This window comes from Reyranella soli (assembly GCF_007992495.1).
Lineage (GTDB): Bacteria > Pseudomonadota > Alphaproteobacteria > Reyranellales > Reyranellaceae > Reyranella > Reyranella soli.
In genome coordinates, this window is sequence record NZ_BKAJ01000045.1 from 53,257 (window position 1) to 78,855 (window position 25,599).

Annotated in this window: 23 protein-coding genes; 14 read left to right on the forward strand and 9 right to left on the reverse strand. The window is 66.5% G+C overall.

Translation table 11 applies throughout. The features are described from left to right. Positions 1-65: 65 nt before the first annotated feature. From RSO01_RS14530 to RSO01_RS14545, 4 genes are read right to left on the reverse strand one after another with little or no spacing between them, the layout of a single operon-like run. Complete coding sequence (locus RSO01_RS14530; protein ID WP_147149824.1) at positions 66-1,379, reverse strand: AmpG family muropeptide MFS transporter; 1,314 nt, start codon at positions 1,377-1,379, stop codon at positions 66-68. Next, positions 1,376-2,353 carry an adenosine kinase gene (locus RSO01_RS14535; protein WP_147149825.1) on the reverse strand — a complete coding sequence of 326 codons (978 nt, stop codon included), beginning with the start codon at positions 2,351-2,353 and terminating at the stop codon, positions 1,376-1,378. Before RSO01_RS14535 ends, RSO01_RS14530 begins: the two co-directional genes overlap by 4 nt. Before the next feature lie 20 nt (positions 2,354-2,373). Continuing rightward, positions 2,374-2,769 (reverse strand): DsrE family protein, encoded by a 396-nt coding sequence (locus RSO01_RS14540; protein WP_147149826.1) that lies wholly within the window; start codon positions 2,767-2,769, stop codon positions 2,374-2,376. Continuing rightward, the gene (locus tag RSO01_RS14545) at positions 2,766-3,554 is read right to left on the reverse strand and encodes a HesA/MoeB/ThiF family protein (RefSeq protein WP_218037338.1); all 789 of its coding nucleotides are present in this window, start codon (positions 3,552-3,554) and stop codon (positions 2,766-2,768) included. Before RSO01_RS14545 ends, RSO01_RS14540 begins: the two co-directional genes overlap by 4 nt. 39 nt (positions 3,555-3,593) lie before the next feature. Between RSO01_RS14545 and RSO01_RS14550 the strand changes: the two genes are divergently transcribed. Next, on the forward strand, positions 3,594-4,808 hold the full coding sequence (locus RSO01_RS14550; protein ID WP_147149827.1) for a Bcr/CflA family multidrug efflux MFS transporter: 1,215 nt from the start codon (positions 3,594-3,596) through the stop codon (positions 4,806-4,808). Here the strand turns inward: RSO01_RS14550 and RSO01_RS14555 are convergent. Then, on the reverse strand, positions 4,805-5,848 hold the full coding sequence (locus RSO01_RS14555) for a WD40 repeat domain-containing protein (RefSeq protein WP_147149828.1): 1,044 nt from the start codon (positions 5,846-5,848) through the stop codon (positions 4,805-4,807). The genes RSO01_RS14550 and RSO01_RS14555 overlap by 4 nt on opposite strands. 4 nt (positions 5,849-5,852) lie before the next feature. Continuing rightward, positions 5,853-6,818 (reverse strand): CobW family GTP-binding protein, encoded by a 966-nt coding sequence (locus RSO01_RS14560; RefSeq protein WP_147149829.1) that lies wholly within the window; start codon positions 6,816-6,818, stop codon positions 5,853-5,855. A 127-nt stretch (positions 6,819-6,945) separates the two neighbouring features. On the opposite strand from RSO01_RS14560, the gene RSO01_RS14565 reads away from it, so the two are divergent. Further along, complete coding sequence (locus RSO01_RS14565) at positions 6,946-8,172, forward strand: MFS transporter (protein ID WP_170303063.1); 1,227 nt, start codon at positions 6,946-6,948, stop codon at positions 8,170-8,172. On the opposite strand, the gene RSO01_RS14570 is transcribed toward RSO01_RS14565, so the two are convergent. The 3 genes from RSO01_RS14570 to RSO01_RS14580 all read right to left on the reverse strand — a co-directional run bounded on the left by RSO01_RS14570 (position 8,157) and on the right by RSO01_RS14580 (position 10,777). Further along, on the reverse strand, positions 8,157-8,645 hold the full coding sequence (locus RSO01_RS14570; RefSeq protein WP_147149831.1) for a GNAT family N-acetyltransferase: 489 nt from the start codon (positions 8,643-8,645) through the stop codon (positions 8,157-8,159). The genes RSO01_RS14565 and RSO01_RS14570 overlap by 16 nt on opposite strands. 5 nt (positions 8,646-8,650) lie before the next feature. Then, a complete protein-coding gene (locus RSO01_RS14575) occupies positions 8,651-9,910 on the reverse strand; it encodes a UbiH/UbiF/VisC/COQ6 family ubiquinone biosynthesis hydroxylase (RefSeq protein ID WP_147149832.1) in 1,260 nt (419 codons plus the stop codon). Positions 9,911-9,985: 75 nt separating this feature from the next. Beyond that, entirely contained in the window at positions 9,986-10,777 is a 792-nt protein-coding gene (locus tag RSO01_RS14580; RefSeq protein WP_170303064.1) for a TorF family putative porin, read from the reverse strand. A gap of 266 nt (positions 10,778-11,043) precedes the next feature. Here RSO01_RS14580 and RSO01_RS14585 point away from each other — a divergent pair, with 266 nt between their 5' ends. The 12 genes from RSO01_RS14585 to RSO01_RS14640 all read left to right on the forward strand — a co-directional run bounded on the left by RSO01_RS14585 (position 11,044) and on the right by RSO01_RS14640 (position 25,529). After that, positions 11,044-11,382, forward strand: a complete 339-nt coding sequence (locus tag RSO01_RS14585; RefSeq protein ID WP_147149834.1) for a P-II family nitrogen regulator — start codon at positions 11,044-11,046, stop codon at positions 11,380-11,382. A gap of 41 nt (positions 11,383-11,423) precedes the next feature. Further along, the gene (locus RSO01_RS14590) at positions 11,424-12,734 is read left to right on the forward strand and encodes an ammonium transporter (RefSeq protein ID WP_147149835.1); all 1,311 of its coding nucleotides are present in this window, start codon (positions 11,424-11,426) and stop codon (positions 12,732-12,734) included. A 33-nt stretch (positions 12,735-12,767) separates the two neighbouring features. After that, positions 12,768-13,226 carry a P-II family nitrogen regulator gene (locus RSO01_RS14595; protein ID WP_507763592.1) on the forward strand — a complete coding sequence of 153 codons (459 nt, stop codon included), beginning with the start codon at positions 12,768-12,770 and terminating at the stop codon, positions 13,224-13,226. A 94-nt stretch (positions 13,227-13,320) separates the two neighbouring features. Continuing rightward, positions 13,321-14,613, forward strand: a complete 1,293-nt coding sequence (locus RSO01_RS14600; protein ID WP_373867907.1) for an ammonium transporter — start codon at positions 13,321-13,323, stop codon at positions 14,611-14,613. 190 nt (positions 14,614-14,803) lie between these two features. Next, positions 14,804-16,009 carry an aminotransferase class I/II-fold pyridoxal phosphate-dependent enzyme gene (locus RSO01_RS14605; RefSeq protein WP_147149837.1) on the forward strand — a complete coding sequence of 402 codons (1,206 nt, stop codon included), beginning with the start codon at positions 14,804-14,806 and terminating at the stop codon, positions 16,007-16,009. Between the two features lie 178 nt (positions 16,010-16,187). Then, positions 16,188-18,986 carry an FtsK/SpoIIIE family DNA translocase gene (locus RSO01_RS14610; RefSeq protein ID WP_170303065.1) on the forward strand — a complete coding sequence of 933 codons (2,799 nt, stop codon included), beginning with the start codon at positions 16,188-16,190 and terminating at the stop codon, positions 18,984-18,986. 197 nt (positions 18,987-19,183) lie between these two features. Next, positions 19,184-20,290 (forward strand): patatin-like phospholipase family protein, encoded by a 1,107-nt coding sequence (locus RSO01_RS14615; RefSeq protein ID WP_218037339.1) that lies wholly within the window; start codon positions 19,184-19,186, stop codon positions 20,288-20,290. A gap of 115 nt (positions 20,291-20,405) precedes the next feature. After that, on the forward strand, positions 20,406-21,080 hold the full coding sequence (locus tag RSO01_RS14620) for a TetR/AcrR family transcriptional regulator (RefSeq protein WP_218037340.1): 675 nt from the start codon (positions 20,406-20,408) through the stop codon (positions 21,078-21,080). Further along, complete coding sequence (locus tag RSO01_RS14625) at positions 21,077-21,565, forward strand: hypothetical protein (protein ID WP_147149839.1); 489 nt, start codon at positions 21,077-21,079, stop codon at positions 21,563-21,565. The genes RSO01_RS14620 and RSO01_RS14625 overlap by 4 nt, the downstream gene beginning before the upstream one ends. A 29-nt stretch (positions 21,566-21,594) precedes the next feature. Then, a complete protein-coding gene (locus tag RSO01_RS14630; RefSeq protein ID WP_147149840.1) occupies positions 21,595-23,175 on the forward strand; it encodes an FAD-dependent oxidoreductase in 1,581 nt (526 codons plus the stop codon). A gap of 90 nt (positions 23,176-23,265) precedes the next feature. Further along, a complete protein-coding gene (locus tag RSO01_RS14635) occupies positions 23,266-24,957 on the forward strand; it encodes a PqiB family protein (RefSeq protein ID WP_147149841.1) in 1,692 nt (563 codons plus the stop codon). Continuing rightward, positions 24,954-25,529, forward strand: coding sequence for a PqiC family protein (locus RSO01_RS14640; RefSeq protein ID WP_147149842.1), 576 nt, complete (start codon positions 24,954-24,956; stop codon positions 25,527-25,529). Before RSO01_RS14635 ends, RSO01_RS14640 begins: the two co-directional genes overlap by 4 nt. The last annotated feature ends 70 nt before the right edge of the window (positions 25,530-25,599 follow it).

Sequence of the window (25,599 nt, forward strand, 5' to 3'; positions counted from 1 at the left end):
GCAACCCCACGCCCCGCTCCGGAACGAGCCGGTTCCCCCGGCGCGGATGACACCCCGACGCCGATTTACTGCCCCTCCTTCTTTACGGAAGGAGGGGTTTTCTTTTCCGCCACATGCCAAAGCCACAACAGCAGCAGCAGGCCGGGGATGGCGACCAGCGTGGTGGCGACCCAGAACTCGGCCCAGCCCATTTGCGCCGCGAGCCAGCCGCCGCCGGCCGACATGGTCGTGCGGCCGAACGCCATCAGCGAGGTCAGCAGCGCGTATTGCGTGCCCGCCATGCCGGCGGTGCAGAGGCTCGAGAGGTAGCCGATGAAGGCGACGCCACCCAGTGCGCCGGTGAAGTTGTCGGCGGTGATGGCGAGCGTCAGCACGACGATGTCGTGACCGGCAAGAGCGACCCACGAGAACAGGAGGTTGGTCACCGCCTGCAGGATGCCCGCGACCAGCAAGGCCTTGAACAGGCCGTAGCGCGCCACGACGATGCCGCCGGCCAGGCCGCCGAGGATGGTCGCGGCGACGCCGAAGCTCTTGGTGACGCCGAAGATCTCCGGTCCTGAGAAGCCCATCTGGTTGAAGAACGGCCGCGCCATGGTGCCGCCGAGCGCATCGCCGTATTTGTAGAGCAGCGCGAACAGCAGGATGACGAACCAGCCGCGATAGGCCAGGAACTCGGCGAACGGACGGATCACCGCCTGCTTGATCCAGGCGTCGGTCGACTGGAGCGCCGGCCGCTCGACCTTGGGTTCCTCGGCATAGAACACCGTCACCATGCCGATCACGATCAGCAGGGCGATCAGGCTGATCACGATGGGCCACGGCAGCAGGCTGGGCAGCAGCAGCGACATGGCGTCGACGATCCAGAGCGCGATGCGGTAGCCGAGCTGCGTCGTCGCCGAACCCGCGCCCTGTTCCTCGTCGCTCAGGATCTCGATGCGATAGGCGTCGACCGCGATGTCCTGCGTCGCCGAGAAGAAGGCGACGAGAACCGCGGCGGCGGCGGTGAACCAGGGCGTGTTGGCGGGATCGCTCCATCCCAGCAACACGACCGATGCCAAAATCCCGATCTGCGCCAGAAGCATCCAGCCGCGCCGCCGTCCCAGCCAGCGATCGAGCAGGGGCAGCGGCAACTGGTCGACCAGCGGCGCCCAGGCGAACTTGAAGGCATAGGGCGTGCCGACCAGGGCGAACAGGCCGATGGTCGTGAGATCGACGTGGCTCTTGTCCATCCAGTAGGTCAGCGTCGCGCCGGTCAGCAGGAACGGCATGCCGCTGGCGAAGCCCATCAGCAGGATGACGAGCTGCCGCCGGTCGCGATAGACCTCGGCCGCTTTGAGCCAGCGGCCCCAGGTCGACTGGGCGTTCTGGGCGAGGCTCAAATCAGTCCGCGCAGCGCCTGCTCAGGCCGCGCGCCGACATGAGAGATGACCTCGGCAGCGGCAATGCCGCCCAGCCGCGCGCATTCGGCCATCGGCTTGCCGTGGGTCAGGCCGAACAGGAATCCCGAGGCGTAGAGATCGCCGGCGCCGGTCGTGTCGACGACCTTGGTGACGGGGGCGGCGGGAACGGCGTAGGTCTCGCTGCCTTTGATCACGATCGAGCCTTTCTCGCTGCGGGTCAGCGCCGCAATCTTGGCTTCCTTGCGCGTCGCCTCGAGCGCCTCCTCGAAGGTCTCGACCTCGTAGAGCGATTTGATCTCGGCTTCGTTGCCGAACAAGATGTCGACCTTGTTGCGCACGAGCTCGCGGAACTCCTCGCGATAGCGGTGCACGCAGAAGGAATCCGACAGCGTGATCGAGACTTGGCGGCCGGCGGCGTGCGCCGCATCGAACGCCTTCAGCACGGCCTTCTTGGCCTCGGGCGCGTCCCAAAGATAGCCTTCGACGTAGGTCACTTGCGCCGAGCCCACGATCTTGGTGTCGATGTCGTTGGGGCCAAGGCCGGTGCAGGCGCCGAGATAGGTGTTCATGGTGCGCTGGGCGTCGGGCGTCACCAGGATCAGGCAGCGCGCCGTCGCGGGACCCGCCGTGGCGCTTTTGGTGTCGAACGACACGCCGAGCGCGCGCAGATCATGGCCGAACACCTCGCCGAGCTGGTCGTCGCGCACCTTGCCGAAATAGGCGCCCCTGCCGCCGAACGAGGCGACGCCGGCCATGGTGTTGCCGCACGAGCCGCCTGAGACCTCGACGCCCGGTCCCATGGCGGCATAGAGCGTCTCGGCGCGCTGCTCGTCGATCAGCATCATGCTGCCTTTGACCAGGCCGTGCTTGCTCAAGAAGGCGTCGTCGGCGCGGGAGAGGACGTCGACGATTGCGTTGCCGATTCCCAGCACGTCGAAGGCAGCGGATGTCATGAAGTCTCCTGATTGATCTTCTACAAGGTGACCAGGTGCATGCCCGGCTTGGTCTCTTCCAGCAAGGTCACGATGCCCGCGACCGTGAAGGGAACGTCGCGGCGCAGGCCGGCACGGTCGATGCCGAGCGAGCGCAGGCCCATTTCGCACACGATGAAGCGTGCGCCAAGCTCGACGCAGGCGGCCAGCAGGGTCTCGAAGTCACCGACGCCGACCTTGCGGTTGACGGCGTCGCGGTGCCAGTCGGCGAGGGCAGGCGGCGGCCCTTCGAGGGCACGGATGCCGGCCATGGTGAAGAACAGCACCGCGGGCTTGTTGACGGCGAGCGCCGCCGCAGCCAGCGCCAGCGCGTAGTGCACGCTCTCATAATCGCCCGCGCGGACGATCACCGACACGCCGCCTTCGGGGGATTTCATTTCACCCCGCCCAACGAATCGCTGCACGTCGGGCAATCGTCGCGCTTGGCGATCGCCATCTCGTCGAAGGAGCCGGCCAGCGCGTCGTACATCAGCAGGCGGCCGGTGAGCGATCGGCCGATGCCGAGGATCTCCTTGACCACTTCGGTCGCCTGCAACGCGCCCAATGTGCCGGCCAGCGCGCCTAGAACGCCGGCCTGCGCGCAGCTCGGCACCGCGTCTTCCGATGGCGCCTCGGGGAACAGGCAGCGCAGGCAGGGATGGCCGGCGCCGTGCCAGGCCTTGTAGGTCGAGATCTGGCCGTCGAAGCGCAGGATGGCGGCGGCCACCAGCGTCTTCTTCAGGCGATAGCAGACGTCGTTCAGCAGGTAGCGCGTGGCGAAGTTGTCGCTGCCGTCGGCCACGATGTCGTAGCCCGCGATGATGCGCTCCGCATTCGCTGCGGTAAGTCGCTCACCGTGCGGTTCGACGCGCACTTCCGGATTGATGTCCGACAGCGCGCGGCGCGCGCTTTCGACCTTGGAGACGCCGATGTCCGCGGTGCGATGGATGACCTGCCGTTGCAGGTTCGACAGATCGACACTGTCGTGGTCGATCACGCCCAAGGTGCCTACGCCTGCGGCGGCAAGATATTGCAGCAGGGGCGCGCCAAGCCCGCCGGCGCCGACCACCAGCACCCGCGCGGCGATCAGCCGCGACTGGCCCACGCCGCCGATCTCCGCCAGCACGATATGGCGCGCGTAGCGGCGAATCTGCGGCTCGGTGAGCTCGGGCAGCATCGACATGGTCCGCTTATAGCATGTCCGCTATAGAAGCCGGCCCCAATGACAACCTCCGCCACCTCGACTCGCCCGACCCTGACCCCACTGCTGTTGGTGTTATTGGCGCTGCTGTCGTCCTTCACGCCGCTCAGCATCGACATGTACCTGCCGGCCCTGCCGGTGATCGCCGTCGATCTGCGCGGCACGGCGGGCGACATCCAGCTCACCCTGTCGGCTTTCATGATCGCCTTCGGCGCCGGCCAGATCTTCTATGGCCCGGCGGGCGACCGCTTCGGCCGCCGGCCGGTCATCCTGAGCGGCCTGGTCGTCTACGTGCTGGCGAGTGCGGGCTGCGCCTTCGCGGCAGAGGCGGGTCATCTCATCCTGCTGCGTATGATGCAGGGGCTGGCGGCCTGCGGCGGCGTGGTGCTGGCGCGTACCATGGTGCGCGACCTCGCCGAGAAGGATCAGGCGGCGCGCGCCATGTCGCTGATGATGGCCTGCACCTCGATCGCGCCCATGTTGGCGCCGCTGATCGGCGGCCAAGTGCTGTGGTTCCTGGGCTGGCGGGCGATCTTCTGGGTGCTGGCGAGCGTCGGTGTCTTCGCCCTGGTCGCGGCCTGGCTGCGCCTGCCCGAGACGCTGAGGCCCGAATATCGCCAGCCGCTGGTCCTGTCCTCGATCCTGAAACGCTTCGGCCAGCTGTTCCGCCACCGCGCCTTCATGGGCTACGCCTTCACCAGCACCTTCATGTTCTCGGCTTTGCTGTCCTTCCTGTCGGGCTCTCCCTTCGTGTTCATCGAGAAGTACGGCGTGGCACCGCGCGCCTATGGCCTGATCTTCGGTGGCATGGTCGTGTTCATGACGCTGGGCAGCCTGCTCAATGCCAAGTTCGCGCCGGTGTTCGGCGCCGGCCTCATCCTGCGCTACGCGGTGATCGTGCCCGCAGTGTCGGGGACGGCGGCGCTGATCATGGGCCTCATCGAGGCGCGCTACGGCACGATCGGCATGTGGCCGTTCCTGCTGTGCTTCGGGCCGCAGATCGCGACCATCAGCCTGATCGGTCCCAACTCGATGGCGATGGCCCTGCAGCGCTATCCGCACATGGCGGGCACGGCATCGTCACTGATGGGCGTCATGCAGTTCGGCATCGGCGCGATCTTCGGCGCTGTCGTGGGTCAGACTTTCGACGGCACCATCGCACCCATGACCACGGCGATGGGCGTCGCGGGTATCCTCTGCCTGCTGTCGCACCGCGCGTTGGTGCGGCGCGGCTAGCGGCGCAGGTCGAGGACCAGCAGCGTGCCGGCCTCGTTGCCGACCGCGAGCTTGTAGCCGTCGGGCGACCAGGCGAGGCCGGTGATCGCGGAGCCGTCGGCCATCTTCAGCACGACCGAGCGCCGGGTCTTGATGTCGCCGAGCTGCAGCTCGCCTGAGTCGTAGCCGCCGGCGACGAACTCTGCTGCCGGATGGGCGGCCACGACGGAGATGAGGCCGGCACCTTCCTCGCCGAACTGCAGCGGTGGCTTGCCTTCTGGGCCCTTGCCGGAGAACGGCCAGGCGGTGAACACCGGCTGCGCCGAGGTGTAGAGGAAGCGCGCATCGGCGGTCCACGACAGCGACTTCACCTTGGCGGGATAGCCCTGCATGCGCATGTCGGTGGCCTGCGCCATGCGCCAGACATGGATGTCGTTCTCCTGCGTGCCGGTGGCGATGAACTTGCCGTCGGTGCTCCACTTCAGGGCGACGTGGCTGCCGCGCCAGACGAATTTCCGCGGCGGCAGGGTGACCTGGCCGATGCTCCATACCGTGACGCCGCCATAGTGGGCGCAGGCGATGCGGCTGCCGTCCTTGCTGAAGTCGAGACCGGCCACCGTGCTCTCGTGCGGGCCGAACTCCTTGACCTCGCCACCCTTCACGACAAAGGCGGTCTTGCCGGCCGACGCAGCGACGGCGCCGGTCGCGCGATGGCCGGCGAGGTGCTCGAACCACTTGCCCTTCTGGTTGACGATCTCGCTCGCCGTGCCGTCGGTCGCGATGCGCAGCAGCCTTCCGTCATCGCCGCCGCTCACGAAGCCGTCGCCTGCCGGATCGCCGACCAGAGCCAGCACCACGCCGCCGTGCAGCGGCTCGGCAGCCGGCGTCTCGCCAGCGTTGATGTCGCCTGGCAACAGGCGCACGCGGCCGTCGCCCAGGGCGAAGGCCGCAATCGAGCCGTCCTTGCTGAAGGCGCAGGCGGCGACGGGTGCGTCGCCGGCAACGGCGCGGCCCGGCGGCAGGGTCTGGTGCCAGGCCGGATTGGAAAGATCGAGCTTCACGTCGTTACTTCAGGCAGTCGTTGAAGCCGCGCTGGAGGTTCTCACCGTCGAGGTTGCGGCCGATGAAGACGAGCTTGCTGAAACGCTTCTCGCCTTCCTTCCAGGGCGTGCCCCAGTCGGAATCCATCATCATGTGCACGCCCTGATAGACGTAGCGCCGCGGCGCGCCGTCGATGGCCAAGATGCCCTTGCTGCGGAAGATGTCGGGGCCGCGCAGCTGCAGCAGGGCGCCCATCCACTTCTGGAAGCGGTCGGGATCGACCGGCCGGTCGGCAGTGAGGGACAGGCTTTTGACCTCTTCCTCGTGGTCGTGATCGTGGCCGTGATGCAGGAAGTCGGGTTCGAACTCGAGGATGCGCTTCAGGTCGAACGCACCCTTGTCGAGGATGGCCGACAGCTCGATCTGGCTCTTCTGCGTGCGGAAGATATGGGCGTAGCGATTGATCGAGTTGATCTTGCCCTCGACCTTCTTGAGCTCGTCCTCGCTCACCAGGTCGGTCTTGTTGAGCAGGATCACGTCGGCGAAGGCCACCTGTTCCTCGGCTTCGTCGCCCTGCTCGAGCTGTCCCAGGAAGTGCTTGGCATCGACCACGGTGACGATGGCGTCGAGCCGCGTCTTGGCCTTGACCTCGTCGTCGGTGAAGAAGGTCTGCGCCACCGGCCCCGGATCGGCGAGGCCCGTCGTCTCGACCAGGATGCCGTCGAACTTGTCCTTGCGCTTCATCAGGCCTTCGATGATGCGGATCAAGTCGCCGCGCACGGTGCAGCAGATGCAGCCGTTGTTCATCTCGAATACTTCCTCGTCGGCATTCACCACGAGGTCGTTGTCGACGCCGAGCTCGCCGAATTCGTTGACGATGACGGCGTATTTCTTGCCGTGCTGCTCACTCAGGATGCGGTTGAGCAGGGTGGTCTTGCCGGCGCCGAGATAGCCGGTCAGCACGGTCACGGGGACTTGGGGCTGGGCCATGGAAAATCCTTGGAAAATCGGCCTCTGAGATAGGGTGCCCGGGGCTCTTAGTCCAGCCGGTAGACGGGCCGATTTCGTTTCGGCCGCAACCGAACTGTTCGCCTGCCACCGCATGCTAGCACGGGCCATGTCCCGGTTTTTCTATGGTTGGCGCATCGTCGCTGTCTGCCTGGTTGCCGCGGTGTTCGCCAATGCGCTTGGCCTGTTTGGTGCCGGCGTCTATTTGCATGTTCTGGTCGAGTCCAAAGGGTGGTCGACCGGCGCAGTCTCGAGTTCGATCGCGCTATTCTATATCAGCAGCGCGCTGCTGCTGGTTCCCGTGGGCGGGATCATCGGCCGGGCCGGCCCGCAACCGGTCTTTGCCGTTGGCGCCGCAGCCCTCGCCGCCGGCGTGGCCGCGGTCGGCCAAGTGACGCAACCCTGGCAAACCTACGTGGTGTTCGTGGTGATGGGCATCGGCTGGGCCTGCCTGTCGATGACGGCGGTGGCCACGACTCTCGCCCCCTGGTTCGAGCGCCACCAGGGTCGCGCCGTGTCGATCGCCTCGCTCGGCGCCAGTGTCGGCGGCATGGTGGGTGCTCCAATTCTCATCGCCGGTATCGCGTGGCTGGGCTTACCCGCGACCACTGGGATTTCCGCTGCGACGACGTTGGCCGTGGTGCCGCCGCTTGCGTTGCTCGTGATGAAACGCCGGCCACAGGATCTCGGCCTGTTGCCCGACGGTGCTGTCGACGTGCACAGCGTGACTTCCAGCACCACCCAGTCCTGGAGTCGCCGCAGCGCGCTTCGCACCGTCGCTTTGCGCAGTGTGATGCTTGGCTTTGCCATCGGCATGATGATGCAGATTGGTTTCGTCACCCATCAGGTAACGCTGCTTTCGCCGTCGCTCGGCGCGGGCGGCACGTCGCTTACGGTTTCGGCGACTGCAATCGCGGCGTTGCTCGGCCGCTTGGTGCTCGCACGCTTTGCCGACCAGATGAGTGCACGCCTGACGGCGTCGGTCATGATGACGCTCGCAGCCGCGGCCCTCGCGATGCAGGCTTTGTTTCCGGTGCCGGCCGTGCTGATTCTGGGCAGCGTGCTCATGGGTCTTACCATCGGCAATGTCACGACCTTGGCGCCGATCATCGTGCGTCGTGAGTTCGGACCCGAGTCGTTCGGGGCGCTTTATGGAGTGGCCTCCTGCGTCATCCAGCTCGGCATGGGATTGGGGCCCGGCTTCTATGGGCTGCTGCACGACGCATCCGGCAGCTATCGTGTGCCGTTCCTCTTGGCGGCAGCAGCCGATCTCGTGGCAGCGTTGGTCGTGTCCGCTGGTGCGGCCAGAGCCGTTAGCCTTCAACCCAGGCGATAGACGAGCTGGCGATAGCCGTGCAGGACGGTCTCGCCCGCCGGCAGAAGGCCGACCTTGTCGGCGACGCGCCGGGAAGCCTGGTTGTCGGCATGGATGAAGGCGACGAAGGAGTGCATCCGCAGGTTTTCGCGCGCATATTGCAGCATGGCGCCGACAGCCTCGCTGGCGACGCCGCGGCCCCAATGGGCCCGCACCAGGCGCCAGGTCAGCGCGTTGCAGGCCGGCAGATGGCAAAGCCCGAGGCCGCATTGGCCTAGAAAGCCCGGGCGGTCGCGCCATTCGATCGCCCAGCGGTGATGGGACGGCCGCCCGTCGACGATGTTGGCGCGGACCTCGGCGCGATGGGCCTCTGCGGGCGGCGGGCCGCCCATGAAGCGGCGTACCTCGGGATCAGCATCCATCGCCAGGATGGCGTCGAGATCGTCGAGAGTACGCTCCCGCAATCGCAGACGCGGAGTGGCGAGCATCTGCATGGCCGCTACGGTCGTTCGCCCCTGATCAGCTTCGGCAGGTCGCCGACCAGGCCCATGGCGTGGCGAACGAAGAAGCGGCGCAAGGGCGGCACCCGATGGACGGCGGCGAGGCCGATGTCGCGCGCCAGGCGGATCGGCTTGACGTCGTTGGAGAACAGCCGGTTCAGCAGGTCCGTCGCCGCCACCATGGCGAAGTTGTCGGCGCGCCGCCATTGCGCGTAGCGCTCCAGCGTGTCGCCGCCGCCGACATCGAGGCCGAGCCGCTTGCTGTCGACAAGGACCTCGACCAGGGCGGCGATGTCGCGCACACCGAGATTGTAGCCTTGGCCGGCGATGGGATGGATGCCGTGCGCGGCGTCACCGACCAGGACCAGGCGCGTGTCGATGTAGCGCTCGGCGTGGACCAGCCCGAGCGGATGCCACCAGCGTGGGCCCACCGGCTCGACATGGCCGAGATAGTCGCCGAAACGGCGCGCGAGCTCGGCCTGGAAGCGCGGGGCGTCGAGCTCGAGCAGGCGCTTGGCCAGGTCAGCACGCTCGCTCCATACGATCGACGAGCGATGCTCGCCGTTCTCGCTGTCGCGCATCGGCAGGATGGCGAACGGGCCGCCGGGCAGGAACTTCTCCTGGGCGACGCCGCGATGCGGCCGCTCGTGGCGCGCCACCAGCACGATGGCGACCTGATCGTACGACCAGGCGCGGGCGCCGATGCCGGCATCCTCACGCATGGTGCCGAAGCGGCCCTCGGCCGAGGCCACCAGGCGCGTGGCGATGCGGCGGCCGCTCTTGAGGACGAGCTCGGCGCGGTTGGGATCGCGCCTGGTCTCGACCACTTCGTCGGGCGCTAGAAGCTCGACATGCGGGCAGGCTGCCAATCGGCGCAGCAGTGCCGCGCGCAGAAACCGGTTCTCGACGATCCAGCCCATCGGCGCCGCCGTGTCGTCTTCGGTGCCGGCTTCGCGATGGTCGAAGTGGAGGAACATCGGGCTCGGCCGGCCGTCGTGGCCCGCGTCGGAAATGCGGATGTCGAGGATGGGTTCGGCCTGGTCGGCCAGCTCCGGCCACACGCCCAGCGCCGCGAACAAGCGTTGGCTGGTATAGGCGATGGCGGTGGTGCGGCCGTCGAAGCCCGCCTCGGTCAGCGACTTCAACGGGACGCGGTCGATGAGGACGGTATCGAGGCCCGTTTCACCCGCGGCGAGCGCCAAAAGGCTGCCGTTCAGGCCGGCGCCCACGACAGCGAGATCGAACCGGTCGCCTTGCATGCCCCATAAATGGCAGCGGCCCGGCTCGCGAGCAAGCCGGGCCGCCAGACGCCCAAGACGACGGGGAGAGAGACCCTAGAACGTCTTGCTGATGGTAAAGACCGCCCGGGCGTCGCAGTTCATGGTGTTGCCGCAGTACGGGACATCGAGGTTGGTGTCGATATAGGCGATGGTGAGATCGACGCCGTAGACCGTGGCGGTGAAGCCGATCTGCCAGTCCCAGTAGTTGTTGTTGCCGATGCCGTAGTTGGTGAAGCGCTCCACATACTGATTGCCGATGGCGCCATAGAGCTTGAAGGCGAAGTTCTCATTGAAGGTGTAGGGAATCGGCACGGTGACCTGGCCCCATTTGTACCAGGCGTTGCCGGAGTTGCCGAAGAAGTTGGGGCTGTAGCGCACGGCGCCCTGGATCTGGGCGACGCCGAAGTCGTAGCCCAGCACCAGGCCGAACTCGTTGAAGTCGTAGAACAGGTCGGACGGCGCGCCGAGATAGTTGTAGCGGATGTAGCCCAGATCGCCGGTCAGCTTGCCTTCGAGCGCCTTCAGCCTGAGGCCGGCGATGAGATCGATCTCGGCGATCGTCGGGTTGGTGTTGCCGAAATAGACGTTGCTGCCCCAGGCGCCGACATAGGCGCTGAGCGGCACCTTCTCGCTGACCGCCGCGGTCTCGTAGGTAAAGGAGGGCTGGACCGCGACCTGGCGCTGGGTCTGCGAGATGCCGCGATACGAATAGTCGGTGGCGGCGGCGAAGGTCGCGGTGAAGCTGCCACCGAACGGCCCCTTCCAGACTTCTTTCTCGGGAGGCGCTTCAGTCGTCTGCGCCGGGGCTTGGCCGGGTGTGGGTTGCTGCGCCTGCGCATTCTGCACTTCGGCATTCTGCTTGTTGGATTCAGGCGACGGCGCCTGCGCGTTTGCTGCGCTAGTTGCGCACGCTATGAGCAACCCCAAGGCGAGTACGGCTTGGTTTTTGAGCAACATGACCACCCCCAACGCATAATTGTTAGTTCTGTCGCACGGTGTGCAAACCAAGTGCCAACCCATTGAAACAACGAGGAAACAGGTTGGCACGCGCCTTGCTTTTTATAGGGCAGAGAATTTGGGGGCGGGCATTCCGCCTGTTGGAGGAGCACCGAATGAAAATGATCATGGCCATCTTCAAGCCGTTCAAGCTGGACGATGTGCGCGACGCGCTGACGTCGCTCGGCATCCAAGGCCTGACGGTCAGTGAAGTGAAGGGTTTTGGCCGGCAGAAGGGCCAGACCGAGATCTACCGCGGCGCCGAGTACGCCGTGAGCTTCCTGCCCAAGGTCAAGATCGAGGTGGTGATCGACGACGCGCTGGTCGAACGCGCCGTCGAGACGATTCGCAAGGCAGCCGGCACCGGCAAGATCGGCGACGGCAAGATCTTCGTCACCTCCATCGAGCAGGCGATCCGCATCCGTACCGGCGAGTCCGGCACCGAGGCGCTGTGAGCTGCCACCATTCACCCAATCAACGAACCGAGGGAAGTACGATGAAGTCCAAGTTCAATCCGCTGCTCGCCGGCCTTGGGGCGGCCGGCACGCTGCTTCTGCCGGCCCTGGCGCTGGCCGCCGATGAGAAGCCCAAGCTCGACACCGGCGATACGGCCTGGATGCTGACGTCGACGGCGTTGGTGCTGATGATGACCATCCCGGGCCTGGCGTTGTTCTACGGCGGCATGGTGCGCAAGAAGAACGTGCTGGCGACGGTGATGCAGAGCTTCGCCGTCACCTGCCTGATCACGGTGCTGTGGCTGATCGTGGGCTACAGCCTCGCCTTCTCCTCCGGCAGCACCATCATCGGCGGGCTGAGCCGCGTCTTTCTTCGCGGCCTGACCTTGGACGGCGTGCATGACCTCGCCAAGACCATTCCGGAGACGGTGTTCCTCTCCTTTCAGCTGACCTTCGCCATCATCACCCCGGCGCTGATCGCCGGCGCCTTCGCCGAGCGCATGAAGTTCTCGGCCATGATGTGGTTCATGGCGCTGTGGTCGCTGATCGTCTACGCGCCGATCGCCCATTGGGTGTGGGGTGGCGGCTTCCTGGGCGACTGGGGCGTGCTCGACTTCGCCGGCGGCACCGTGGTGCACATCAACGCCGGTGTCGCCGGCCTGATCTGCGCGCTGGTCATCGGCAAGCGCAAGGGCTTCGGCACCGAGAACCTGGCGCCCTACAACCTGGTCTATTCGGTGATCGGCGCTTCGCTGCTGTGGGTCGGCTGGTTCGGCTTCAATGCCGGCTCCGCCGTCGGCGCCAACGGCAATGCCGGCATGGCGATGGCCGTCACCCAGTTCGCGACGGCCGCAGCGGCACTCGCCTGGATGTTCGCGGAGTGGGCGACGCGCGGCAAGCCCTCGGTGCTCGGCATCATCTCGGGCGCCGTCGCCGGCCTGGTCGCGATCACGCCGGCCTCGGGCTACGTCAACCCGATGGGCTCGCTGGTGATCGGCATCGTCGCCGGCCTGGTCTGCTTCTGGGGCGCCACCGCGCTCAAGCGGGCGATGGGCTACGACGATTCGCTCGATGCCTTCGGCGTGCACGGCCTCGGCGGCTTCGCCGGTGCGATCCTGACCGGCGTGTTCGCCGTCGAGGCGATCGCGGGCGAGGGCAAGAAGGGCCTGATCGACGGCAACCCCGGCCAGGTGCTGACGCAGCTGTGGGGCTCGCTGGTCTGCATCGCCTGGTGCGCCATCGCCACCTTCATCATCCTCAAGGTCGTCGACGCCCTGATCGGGCTGCGCGTCACCAGCGAGGAAGAGGTCGAAGGCCTCGACATCAACCTGCACGGGGAGACGGTGCACTAAGCGCCTCCCGACCCAAGTTCCTCCTCCCGCCGCATCCGTGTCGCGGCGGTTCCTCAAGGCCCGGCGAGTCTCTCGCCGGGCCATTTTTCGCCGCCACGTTTGACGTCTTCCGCGCCAGACGCCAGTCTGTGTGCATATTCCAGAGGAGAGGTCATGAAGCTGGTGTCCGCCATCATCAAGCCGTTCAAGCTCGACGAGGTGCGTGACGCCCTGACCGGTGTCGGCGTTTCGGGCCTGACGGTGAGCGAAGTGAAGGGCTTCGGCCGCCAGAAGGGCCAGACCGAGATCTATCGCGGCGCCGAGTATCTCGTGAGCTTCCTGCCCAAGGTGAAGATCGAGATCGTCGTCGACGACACCCAGGTCGAACGCGCCGTCGAGGCCATCCAGAAGGCTGCGCACACCGGCAAGATCGGCGACGGCAAGATCTTCATCACGCCGGTCGAGCAGGCGCTGCGCATCCGCACCGGCGAGACGGGCTCCAACGCACTCTGATCAGAACTGAATTCAAGAAAACAAGACAAGCAAGCCAAGACGACACGGGAGATAAAATGGTCAAGACGGCATTGCGCTTCGGCGCGCCTTTGGCGTGCGCGTCGACGTTCGGCTTGATGTCTGCAGATGCGGCTTTCGCCGCCGACAACCCCCCCCCATCGATACCGGCGACACGGCCTGGCTGCTGGTCGCCACCTGCCTGGTCCTGATGATGAACATCCCGGGACTGGCACTGTTCTACTGCGGCATGGTGCGCAAGAAGAACGTGCTGGCGACGGCCGTCCAGGCCTTCGCCGTCGCCGCCCTGGTGACGGTGATGTGGTTCGTCGTCGGCTATTCGCTCGCCTTCACCAACGGCGGCGACCTCAACGGCGTGATCGGCTCGCTCGCGCGAGCCTTCGGCGCCGGCCTGCAGGGCAGCGTGCACGAGCTCGCCAAGACGGTGCCCGAGAACGTCTTCCTGATGTACCAGGCGACCTTCGCCATCATCACGCCCGCGATCATCGCCGGCGCCTTCGCCGAGCGCATGAGGTTCTCGGCGATGATGTGGTTCATGGCGCTGTGGCTCCTGTTCGTCTACGTGCCGGTGGCGCACTGGGTATGGGGCGGCGGCTTCCTCGGATCGGCGGGCGTGCTCGACTTCGCCGGCGGCCTGGTCGTCCATCTCAACGCCGGCATGGCGGGGCTGGTCTGCTGCCTGGTGATCGGTAAGCGCCAGGGTTACGGCGTCGAATACATGGCGCCGCATAACCTCGTGCTCACCCTGATCGGCACCTCGCTGCTGTGGGTCGGCTGGTTCGGCTTCAATGCCGGCTCGGCGCTGGCCTCGGGCGAACTCGCGGGCTCGGCCATGCTCAACACCCACATCTCGGCCGCCGTCGCGGCGCTGGTCTGGATGTCGGTCGAATGGGCGAGCCGCGGCAAGCCTTCGGTGCTCGGCATTCTGTCGGGCGCGGTGGCCGGCCTCGGCACCATCACGCCAGCCGCGGGCTATGTCGAGCCGTGGGCCGCGATGGTGATCGGCTTTGCCGCCGGCCTGGTCTGCTACTGGGCGTCGGTCGTGGTGAAGACCAGTCTGGGCTATGACGATTCGCTCGACGTCTTCGGCGTGCACGGCGTCGGCGGCATCTTGGGCACCATCATGGCCGGCGTGTTCGCCACCAGGCTGATCAATGACGTCAACAAGGGCCAGCCGGTTGGCCTGATCGACGGCAATGCCGGCCAGGTCCTGACCCAGCTCTACGGCGTGGTGGCCGTCACCATCTTCTGCGGTGTCGCCACCTGGATCATCCTGAAAGTCGTCGATGCCATGGTCGGGCTGCGGGCGACGCGGGACGAGGAGACCGAGGGGCTCGACGCGGCCCTGCACGGTGAGAGGGTGCAGTAGGGCGCCCAGCACTTGTGACCATATGGAAGAAGGGGCCCAAACCCTTCTTCCGTATGAAGAATACGGGCTATTCCCTTGTTGTTATTGGCTAATTTGTTTCATACAATGCGGCAATAGTTTATCCGGCCGGGGCCCCTCCCGCCGGCGTCGTCGCGTCGCTCCGGCCCTTGGGGGGGCCGTTGGAGTTTCGATGTTCAATCCGCGCCTCACGGAGACGCTGACCGATTTTCCGTTCGCGCGGTTGAATGCTCTCATCGCTCCGATCGCGCCGCCGGCGCACCTGTCGATGATCAACATGTCGGTCGGCGAGCCGCAGGGCGCCATGCCCGCCTTCGCGCGCCAGATCGTCAATGACGAGATCGACGGCTGGAACCGCTACCCGCCCAACCAGGGCCTGCCCGATCTCAACCTCGCCATCGTCGAATGGCTGAGCCGCCGCTATCGCCTGCCGGCGGGCCTGCTCGATCCGGCGCAGCACGTCATCCCGACCGCCGGCAGCAAGGAAGGCGTCTACATCATCTCGACGGTGGCGACGCCGCAGCAGAAGGCGGGCGCCAAGCCGATCGTGGCGCTGCCCAACCCGTTCTATCAGGCCTATCTCGGCGGCGCGGTGCTGTCCGGCGCCGAGCCGCTGCTGGTCAACGCCAATGCCGACAACGGCTTCCTGCCCGACTTCCTCGGCCTCGATGAGGCGACCTGGAAGCGGATGTCGGTCGTCTATCTTTGCTCGCCTGCCAACCCGCAAGGCGCCATTGCGAGCATCGACTATCTGCAGAAGCTTCTGGCCAAGTGCCGCGAGCACGACGCCGTGCTGGCGGTCGATGAGTGCTACGCCGAGATCTATACGCGTGAGCCGCCGCCCGGCGCGCTCGAGGCGGCGCTGGCGATGGACACGACAGGGGGCAAGGATCCGTTCAAGAACCTCGCCGTCTTCCATTCGCTCTCCAAGCGCTCCAATGCCGCCGGCCTGCGCTCCGGCTTCATGGCGGGCGATCCGCGTCTGGTGGCGATGACGCTGCGCTGGCGCACCTATGGCGGCCCGCAGATCCCCTTCGCCGTTCAGAAGGCGTCGGCGGCGCTGTGGCGCGAGGAGACGCATCCGCTGCAGACGCGCGAGTGGTACCAGAAGAATTTCCGCGTCGCCGAGCAGATCCTGCACAACCGCTTCAGCTACTACACACCGGGTGGCGGCTTTTTCCTGTGGCTCGATGTCGGCGACGGCGAGGAGGCCACCCGCAAGCTGTGGCGCGAGGCGCACGTGAAGGTGCTGCCGGGCGCCTATGTCTGCCGCGAGACCGACGGCATCAACACCGCCGAGCGCTACATCCGCGTCGCCCTGGTGCATGACGAGCAGACCACTCGCGAGGGCATGACGCGCCTCGCCCAGGTGCTGTGATGAGGCGCGAACTCTCATGCTCCTCCCCCATCATACGGGGGAGGATACAGGAGGGGGCAAGCCTCATCCGAGGTGCTGCAAGTTTCAGATCTGAACTGGTCGAGATCGTTTGTGCGACTCGCCCCCTCCCCACCCTCCCCCGTATGACGGGGGAGGAGGAAAGAGCCGGGGTGCTCTGATGGCCATCATCGGCGCCACCTCCATCGCTCCCCGCAAGACCGCGATCCTGCCGGAAGGCGGGCGCGACTTCCTGCGGCGGCGCATGATGGAGCTGGTCGGCGCCGCCGTCGCGGCCCTGGGCGTCGTACTGCTGCTGGCGCTGTTCACCTACAGTCCTGGCGATCCCTCGCTCAACCACGCGACGGGCCGCGCGCCGCACAACACCATGGGCGTGCCCGGCGCCTACATCTCCGACCTGCTGCTGCAGACCTTCGGTCTCGCCATTGTCCTGGTGCCGGTAGCGCTGATCACCTGGGGCGTGCGCATGGTGCGCACCCATCATCTCGGCTTCTTCGGGCTCCGTCTTTCGCTGCTGCTGTTGGCGCTGCTGATGATGAGCGTGGCCTGCGTCGGGCTGGGCGATGTCGGCGCCGCCGCCACCCACGCCGGACCAGGCGGCCTCGTCGGCCTCGCGCTCGTCGGTCGCTTCCGCGAGCTGGTGCTGACCCATTCGAGCGGCGGCAGCCTCGCCTTGATCGAGCCAGCCTGTGCGGCACTCGCCTTCATCGCCATGGCGCCGGCGCTGGGCATGAACCGCACCGACCTGCCGCTGATCTTCCGCATTCTGCGCGCGCCGTTCCTGGGCAGCGTGTGGCTGGTGCGGGCCGGCATCAGCCTGTGGCGCGGCAAGCCGCAGTCGCTCGACGAGGAGCTCGACATGCCGGCGCCGCCGATCGGCTATGCCGAGATCCCGGGCGAGATCGACGCCAGCCAGTACGACCCGGCGCACTTCCCACCGCGCTTCGAGCAGATCCCCGAAGAGGGTGCGCCGTTGCCGTCGCGCGAATCGCTGATGGTTGATGCACCCTATGCGCCGATTGAGCGACCGGCCGAGGAGATTCCCGAGCTGCCGCCGGGCCACCAGCCCGTGCAGGCGCCGACGGCGGCGGAATCGGTGCAGGAGCGCACGTTGTTCGACCGAGTGGCCGGATTGCGTATCGAGCCGATCCTGGGCCGCCTGCGGCCCGCCGCACCGGCTGCCGAGCGCATCGAGCCGACCGTGCCAGCGCCGGCCGCGCCGATGCCCGAGCAGCTGGCGGAAACGGCGCAAGCGCCGCAAGCGGCGGCGCAGCCCGAGGCCGAGACCGACGACGACAATCCATTCACGCCCGACACGCTTGCCGACCCGACGCCGCCGGCGGCCGCAAACGGCGTCACCATCGTGCCGCGCAAGTCGGCCGCGGCCCAGGGCAAGCGCGCCGCCAAGGCCGGCCAGCGCGAGCTCGATCTCGTGACCGGCGAATACAAGCTGCCGCCGCTCGACATCCTGTCGCTGCCCTCGCGCGTCAGCAGCGAGACCAAGATCGACGAGGAGGCGCTGGAGCAGAACGCCCGCCTGCTCGAGACGGTGCTCGACGATTTCGGCGTCAAGGGCCAGATCGTGAAGGTGCGGCCGGGGCCGGTCGTGACGCTCTACGAGCTCGAGCCCGCGCCCGGCACCAAGTCGAGCCGTGTCATCGGTCTCGCCGACGACATCGCCCGCTCGATGAGTGCGGTGTCGGCGCGCGTCGCCACCGTGCCGGGCCGCAACGTCATCGGCATCGAATTGCCCAATGCGCGGCGCGAGACGGTCTTCCTGCGCGAGCTGCTGTCGACCCGGCAGTACGAGGACAACCGGCTCGGCCTGCCGCTGGCGCTGGGCAAGGACATCGGCGGCGATCCGGTGATCGCCGACCTCGCGCGCATGCCGCATCTGTTGATCGGCGGCACCACCGGTTCGGGCAAGTCGGTGGCGGTCAACACCATGATCTTGTCGCTGCTCTATAGGCTGCCGCCGGATCGCTGCCGTTTCATCATGATCGATCCCAAGATGCTGGAGCTCAGCGTCTACCAGGACATCCCGCATCTGCTCACGCCCGTCGTCACCGAGCCGCGCAAGGCGATCGTGGCGCTGAAATGGGTGGTGCGCGAGATGGAGGACCGCTATCGCGCCATGAGCGCGCTCGGCGTGCGCAACATCGCGGGCTACAACGAGAAGCTGGGCGACGCCAGGCGCAAGGGCCAGGCGCTGACCCGCCAGGTCCAGACCGGCATCGATCCAGAGACGCGTCGGCCGGTGTTTGAGGAAGAGGAGATCGACCTCAATCCGCTGCCCTTCATCGTGGTCATCATCGACGAGATGGCCGACCTGATGCTGGTCGCGGGCAAGGAGATCGAGGCCGCGGTGCAGCGTCTGGCCCAGATGGCGCGCGCCGCCGGCATCCACGTGATCATGGCGACGCAGCGGCCGTCGGTCGACGTCATCACCGGCACCATCAAGGCCAACTTCCCCACCCGCATCTCCTTCCAGGTCACCTCCAAGATCGACAGCCGCACCATCCTGGGCGAGCAGGGCGGCGAGCAGCTGCTGGGTCAGGGCGACATGCTGTACATGGCGGGCGGCGGCAAGATCGCGCGCGTGCACGGCCCGTTCGTCTCCGACACAGAGGTCGAGGAGGTGGTGCGGCATCTCCGGGCCCAGGGTGCGCCGTCCTATATCGAATCGGTCACCAGCGATCCCGACGCCGAGGAAGGCGGGCTCGGCCTGCCGGGCGACGGCGAGGAAGGCGAGAGCGACCAGCTCTACGACCAGGCGATCGCGCTGGTGGCGCGCGAGCGCAAGTGCAGCACCAGCTTCATCCAGCGCTACCTGCAGATCGGCTACAACCGCGCCGCCCGCATCGTCGAGCGCATGGAGCGCGAGGGTGTCGTCAGCCCGGCCAACCATGTCGGCAAGCGCGAGGTCCTGGCGCGCGACATCGACGACCGCGAGCGCTGACCGCTTCAACGGCCGATTGCGAAGCCCGAAGTTTTTCTGATAGAGCGGCCCGCTGATTGGGGGGCGCGATGAGTCAGAAAGCGTCAATTCATCTTACAAGATCCGGACTTCGTTCACGTCGAGAGATCTTCCGCCTGACCGCCGGCGCGGCGCTGGCGAGTCTGCCAGGCTGCGCTTTGCCGGAACGCGGCTCTGCCGTGCCGCTTGATCGAACCAGTCAGGCGACCGTGCTCGGCATTTCCAACGAGCGATTCTTTCCAGCCTTGGGAATCGATGCGCTCGAAGCCGAGTTCATCGCCGCCCTGGAGCGGCAGCGCCGCGCGCGCGGCCTCAAGTCGCTCGCCGACATGCCGCAGCTGCAACTTCTCGCCGTGTCGGGAGGCGGCGAGAACGGCGCCTTCGGTGCGGGACTGCTGTGCGGCTGGAGCGTGCAGGGTACGCGTCCCCCGTTCGATCTGGTGACCGGCATCAGCACCGGCGCGCTGACGGCGCCCTTCGCCTTTCTCGGACCGGACTACGATCCGCAATTGCGCGCCGTCTATACCGAGACTGCGCCGCACCAGATCATGCTCAAACGCGCGCTCACGGCCGCCTTGTTCGACGATGCCATGGCCGACAACGCGCCGTTGTTCGAGACCATCTCGCGCTATGTCGACGCCCGCATGCTGGCCGGCATCGCTGCGGCCTACGATGCCGGGCGCCTGCTGCTGATCGCGTCGACCAACATCGATGCGCAGGTGCCGGTGATCTGGAACATCGGCGCGATCGCCAAGAGCGGCCATCCGAAGGCCGCCGACACGATCCGCCGTATCCTGCTGGCTTCGGCCGCGATCCCCGGCGCCTTTCCGCCGTCCATGATCGAGGTGACGATGGACGGCAAGACCTACCAGGAAATGCACGTCGACGGCGGCGCCGTCGCGCAGACCTTCCTCTATCCCTCGGCCCTCACTCGCAATCGCGCCGAACGCAAGCGCGCCGGCCAGCCAGTGGTGGAGGCGCGCGCGTTCATCATCCGCAACGGCCGACTCGATCCGGAATGGGCGGCGGTCGAGCGCCGCACGCTCGGCATCGCCGGACGCGCCATTTCGACCATGATCGCCGTCTCCGGCTACAACGACGTGGTCCGCATCTACTCGATCACCCAACGCGACGGCATCGACTACAACCTCGCCTTCATCGGCCGGGACTTCAACAAAGCCCTGCCGGCGCCTTTCGATGCTACCTACATGCGCGCGCTGTTCGACTACGGCTATCAGCAGGCGCTGCGCGGCTACGACTGGGCGAAGAAGCCGCCGATCCTGTAAGGCCCGGGCGGACGAAACGATCTCATCCAGAGGTCATTTTCGATTAATAAGCATAAGATGATCTTGCACAAAGAGTATTTGACTCTTTGACTTTACGATCGTAAGGTGAATTATCTTGAAGAAGCCGAAATTGCCGTCGTCGCGGACCTACCAAAGTCCGTTGCGCGAAGCGCAGGCGGCCCTGACACGCGAGCGCATCTTGATGGCGGCCAAGGCCTATCTCGAAAAGCACGACCTGGAGACCCTGTCGCTTCGGCACCTCGCAGAGCTCGCGGGTGTCTCGCCCCCTACGGTCTACGCGCACTTCCGGACGGTCGACGACCTGGTCGAAGCCTTCTTCAACTGGCTGAGCCCGCGGCTCGGCCTGCGCAATTCGCTGCCGCCGCTGGAGCAGTTCGGCGAGCTGCCCCATCAGCTCTTCCCGAACTACGAGGCCTACGGCGCGCTCTTGCGCAACCTGATGAACAAGCCGTCGTGGGACCGCCAGCGTACGGCGGATCGCGGCCAGCGCCACGGCAGCTGGATCGCCGCGGTGAGCGAGGCGATGCCCCACCTGACGCCCGAGCAGCGCCGGCGCGGCGCCAAGGTCGTTTCCGCTTTCTTCACGCCGACGGTCTGGCGCTGGCTGGTCGACAGCGGCGAGTTCGAGCCCAGGGAGGCCGAACAGGTCGCCGCCTGGACCATCAACGCGCTGATCGAAGCCTTGAAGCGCGACGCGTCGGGTCTCGCCGACGCAGCCCCAACCAAGCCCACTCGCACTGCCGTCAAACGAAAGGAGTCCGCGCGGTGATCCATCATTTTTCCATTCCCGCGCGCGATCCCATGGCGGTGGCGCGCGTGCTGGCCGAGCTGATCGGAGGCCGCGCCTACCACTTTCCCGGTCCCTTGCCGGGCGCGACGATGGCGGTGAGCGGCGACCGTCACGGCACGATGATCGAGATCTATCCCGAGAGCACAGTGATGGCGCCGGGCAAGAACGAAGACCAGGTGACCTTTCGAACGGCGCCGACGGATCGCGCGCACGCAGCCTTCCATGCGCTCCTGTCGGTACCGCACGATCGCGCCGCCATCGAGCGGATCGGCACCGCCGCCGGATGGCGCACGCGCTTCTTCAGTCGTGCGGCGCCCGGCCTGCCGCCGGTGTTCCACGTCGTCGAGGTGTGGGTCGAGAACCGGCTCATGCTCGAGGTCGTGCCGGCCGACATGATTGAAGTCTACGAGACGTACATGCAGATCGCGCGCATGGACGCGCTCGATCTCGCACTCAATCCGTAACTATCCGACGCGCTTTGAAGGGGGCATCGATGTCTGTGGAGAATGCTGCCGAAGTTCTGATCGTGGGCGCCGGGCCGACCGGCCTGTCGCTGGCCATCACACTGCGCCGCTACGGCATTCCGGTGCGCATCATCGATCGCAACGCCGAGCCCAGCACGGTCTCCAAGGCCCTGGCCTTGTGGAGCGCCAGCCTGGAAGCCCTGCAGGGCATGGGCGTGGTCGACCGCTTCGTGGCCGAGGGACAGCGACTGAAGGCGTTGTGCGTCGGCGAGGGTGGCCGCAGGCTTGCGACCCTTGCCGTCGGCGAAGGTATCGACAGCGCCTTTCCCTTTCCCCTGCTGCTGCCGCAGTCGCGCACCGAGGAGCTGCTGACGGCGCGCCTGGCCGAGCTCGGCGTCACCATCGAGCGTAGCGTTGAATTGATCGGGCTGGGGCAGGATATGTCGGGCGTCACCGCCACCTTGCGCGGTGCCAACGGCACTGTCGAAGTCGTCCGAACCAAGTACCTGGCGGGTTGCGACGGCGCACGCAGCGCGGTGCGGCAGACGTTGGACATCCAGTTCGAGGGCTATACCGAGCCGCAGACTTTCCTGCTGGCCGACGTAAAAATCGACGGCGGCGATCTCGATCATCGCAGCATCTACCTGTGGTGGCGCGATGGCGGCACCATCGCGATGTTCCCGTTCGGCAACGAAGTCTGGCGCATCTTCTCAATGCGCGACCCCGATTCGGACGCGCCGGCGACACTCGAGGAGATGCAACATTGCGTCGATCAATACGGCCCCGGCAGCCTCAAGCTGCGCGATCCGAGCTGGCTGTCGATCTTCCGCATCAATGAGCGGCTGGCGGTACGGTATCGCGCCGGCCGCTGCTTCCTGGCGGGCGACGCGGCCCATATTCACTCGCCGGCCGGCGGGCAGGGCATGAACACGGGCATCCAGGACGCGGTCAACCTCGGCTGGAAGCTCGCCTACGTGCTGAATGGCGCCGCCGATAGCGAGTTGCTGCTCGACAGTTACGAGGCCGAGCGTCGGCCGATCGCCCGCGCGGTCATCGCCGCGGCGGCGCAAAAGCAGCATCTGTCCTTCGGCGCCAGCAAGCTGACCAGCCGGATCCGCAACATGGCGGTCTCGATCTTCGGCAACATTCCCGCCGTGCATCGCAAACTGCAGGTCGAGCTGTCGGAGACCGAGTTTGCCTATCGTGACGGTCCGCTGGTCGCGCTGGCAGCCGGCAAGCTTGGCGGCAAGCGCACAGATGTCGGGACACGGGCGCGGGAGGCCTCCATCGTCGACGGGCCGGATGGCAGGAATGCCAGCCTGTGGCCTTACCTGTCGGCGCCGCGTCACAGCCTTCTGGTTTTCGAAGACGAAAATCACCCCATTCCGCTCAACGACGCCGTGGCGCAAGCCGGCGACACGTTGCAGGTCTTGCGTCTCGGCAGCAGCTGGGACCCCGACGGTGAAGTCCGCTCGCGCTATCGGCTGAACGGCCCGGGCTGGGTGTTGGTGCGGCCCGACCAGGTCGTCGCGGCGCGCGGCGTCGGTGCCGACTTCACCGCGCTCCACGCCTATGCTGCCCGCGTGCTGCGGCCGAAGCCCGCGGCCTAACCGATCGGCACGCAATCGCCTTCAGGTATGCTTGCAGTCCGGATGATTTAAGTTACTTTCCGGGCCGGGGACGAGCAGACTGAAGGAACGATGACTGATCACGGAGGGCATGTAGAGCTGCCGACAGCGGGCGTGCACCGTCGCCGCCGCATTCCGCTGATCTGGATCGTGCCGATCGTGACTGGCCTGATCGCCATGTGGCTGGCCTGGGACACCTTCTCCAAGAAGGGCCCGACCATCACCATCGCCTTTGACAGCGCCGCCGGGCTCACCGCCGGGCAGTCGCAGCTGAAGTACAAGAATGTGGTGATGGGCACGGTGAAGAGCATCGCGATAGCGCCCGACCTCACCAAGGTGATCGTGACGATCGATACGGTGCGCGAGGCCGAGCCGCTGCTCACCGACAAGACGATCTTCTGGGTGGTCAAGCCTGAGCTCTTCGCGGGCAACATCACCGGCCTGGAGACCCTGATCTCGGGGTCCTACATCGGCATGCGGCCATCGGCCGAAAAGGGTTCGTTCAAGCGCGATTTCATCGGTGAGCAGGATCCGCCCGTGCTGACGGCCTGGACCAAGGGCACGACCTTCCTGCTCGACAGCAAGCGGCTGGGCTCGATCAGCCTCGGCTCGCCGATCTTCTTCCGCGACATAGAGGTCGGCACGGTGCTGGGCTGGGACATCGGCGACCTCGCCAGCCGCGTCACCATCCACGCCTTCGTGCGCGCGCCCTACGACCAGTACGTCCATACCGATACGCTGTTCTGGAACGCGTCCGGCATATCGCTGAAGCTGGGCTCCGACGGCGTTCAGTTCCGCATGGAATCGCTCCGCGCGCTGCTGCTGGGCGGCATCGCCTTCGAGACGTCGCTCGACACCAAGCAGCCGGCCGCCACCGCAAAGCAGGAGTTCACACTTTATCGCAACTTCGAGGAAGCGAGGGCTGTCGGATTCGGGCGGCAGATCCGACTGCTGTCGTATTTCCCCGGCTCGGTCGCAGGCCTCGAGCCGGGTGCCCATGTCACGCTGCACGGCCTCAGGATCGGCGAAGTGACCGACGTCGACCTGGTCTACGATCCCAAGCTCGACCGCATCGTCGTGCCGGTCCACTACCGGGTCGAAGCCGGCCGCATCAGCAATATTGCGGCGGCCGATCAGACCAACCCGGAGAAATTCGCCGAGGAGATGATCAGGCGCGGCATGCGGGCAACCCTGCAGTCGACCAGCATCATCACCGGGTCGAAAGAGATCGCCTTGGAGCGCGTTGACGAGGCGGTGCCGGCCACGCTGGAAAAGAGAGGCGATGTCTACGTCGTCCCAACTTCGGAGGTCGGCGGCTTCGACGCCATCACGCGGTCGGCGGCCGAGCTTCTGACCAAGCTCAATCGCATCGAGTACGACAAGATCGGCAGGAGCCTCGAAGGCGCCGCGGCCGGTCTCGATACGATGATCAACGGCGACCAGATGAAGCGCACGCTGACGGCACTCGAGAAGGCGATGGTCGACGTCCAGGACATCGCCAAGAAGCTCGACACCGAGGGTACGCCGGCGCTGAAGCGCCTGCCGGCGATCGCCCAGCAGCTGCAGGAATCGCTGACCTCGGCCAACCGCCTGTTCGGCTCGTTCAATACCGGCTACGGCGACGATTCGCGTTTCCGCCGCGACCTCGACCGCCTGCTGCCGCAGCTCACCGACGCGGCGCGCTCGATCCGCGCGCTCAGTGATCTCTTGTCACGCCATCCCGAGGCCCTGATCAAGGGTCGCACCAACACGGGCAAGGAATGAAGGACCTCTCTCTCGGCCGCCGTCGGTTCGCCCTCGGTTTGCCGCTGGTTGCCGCGGCTTGCGGCGCATCGCCCGAACCCAACTACTACACGATCGTGCCGCGCACCGGCCCGACCCTGCCGCGCGGACCGAAGGTCATCCTGCTGAAGGATATCGGGCTCGCAAGCTACCTCGACCGGAAAGAGATCGTGCGCTCGTCGGAAGGCTACAAGCTCGACATCCGCGCCAACGACTGGTGGGGTGAACCACTGGCGGGCCTGATCGGTCGCGTGCTGGTGGTCTCGCTGTCGCAACGCCTGCCCGGCAGCACGGTCTACGCCGAAAGCGGCGCCATCAACGCCGACCATAACTGTATCGTCGGCGTCAATATCCAGCGCATGGACGCCGACAAGGCGGGCTCGCTGATCCTGATCGCCCAGGTCGCCGCCGAATTCAACCGACCGCGGCGGACGGCGGCGCGTACCTTCACCATCACCAAGCCGCTCGCCACCCCGGACACGCCGGGCCTGGTGGCGGCGATCAGCGACGCGCTCGGCGAGCTGGCCGACGGCATCGCCACGCTGTTGCAGTGAGCCTCTTCTCCGTAAGGGGGGCTCACAGGTCCTTTCATGACGCCAGGCTGGCGGCGCGCGCGCGGATGAC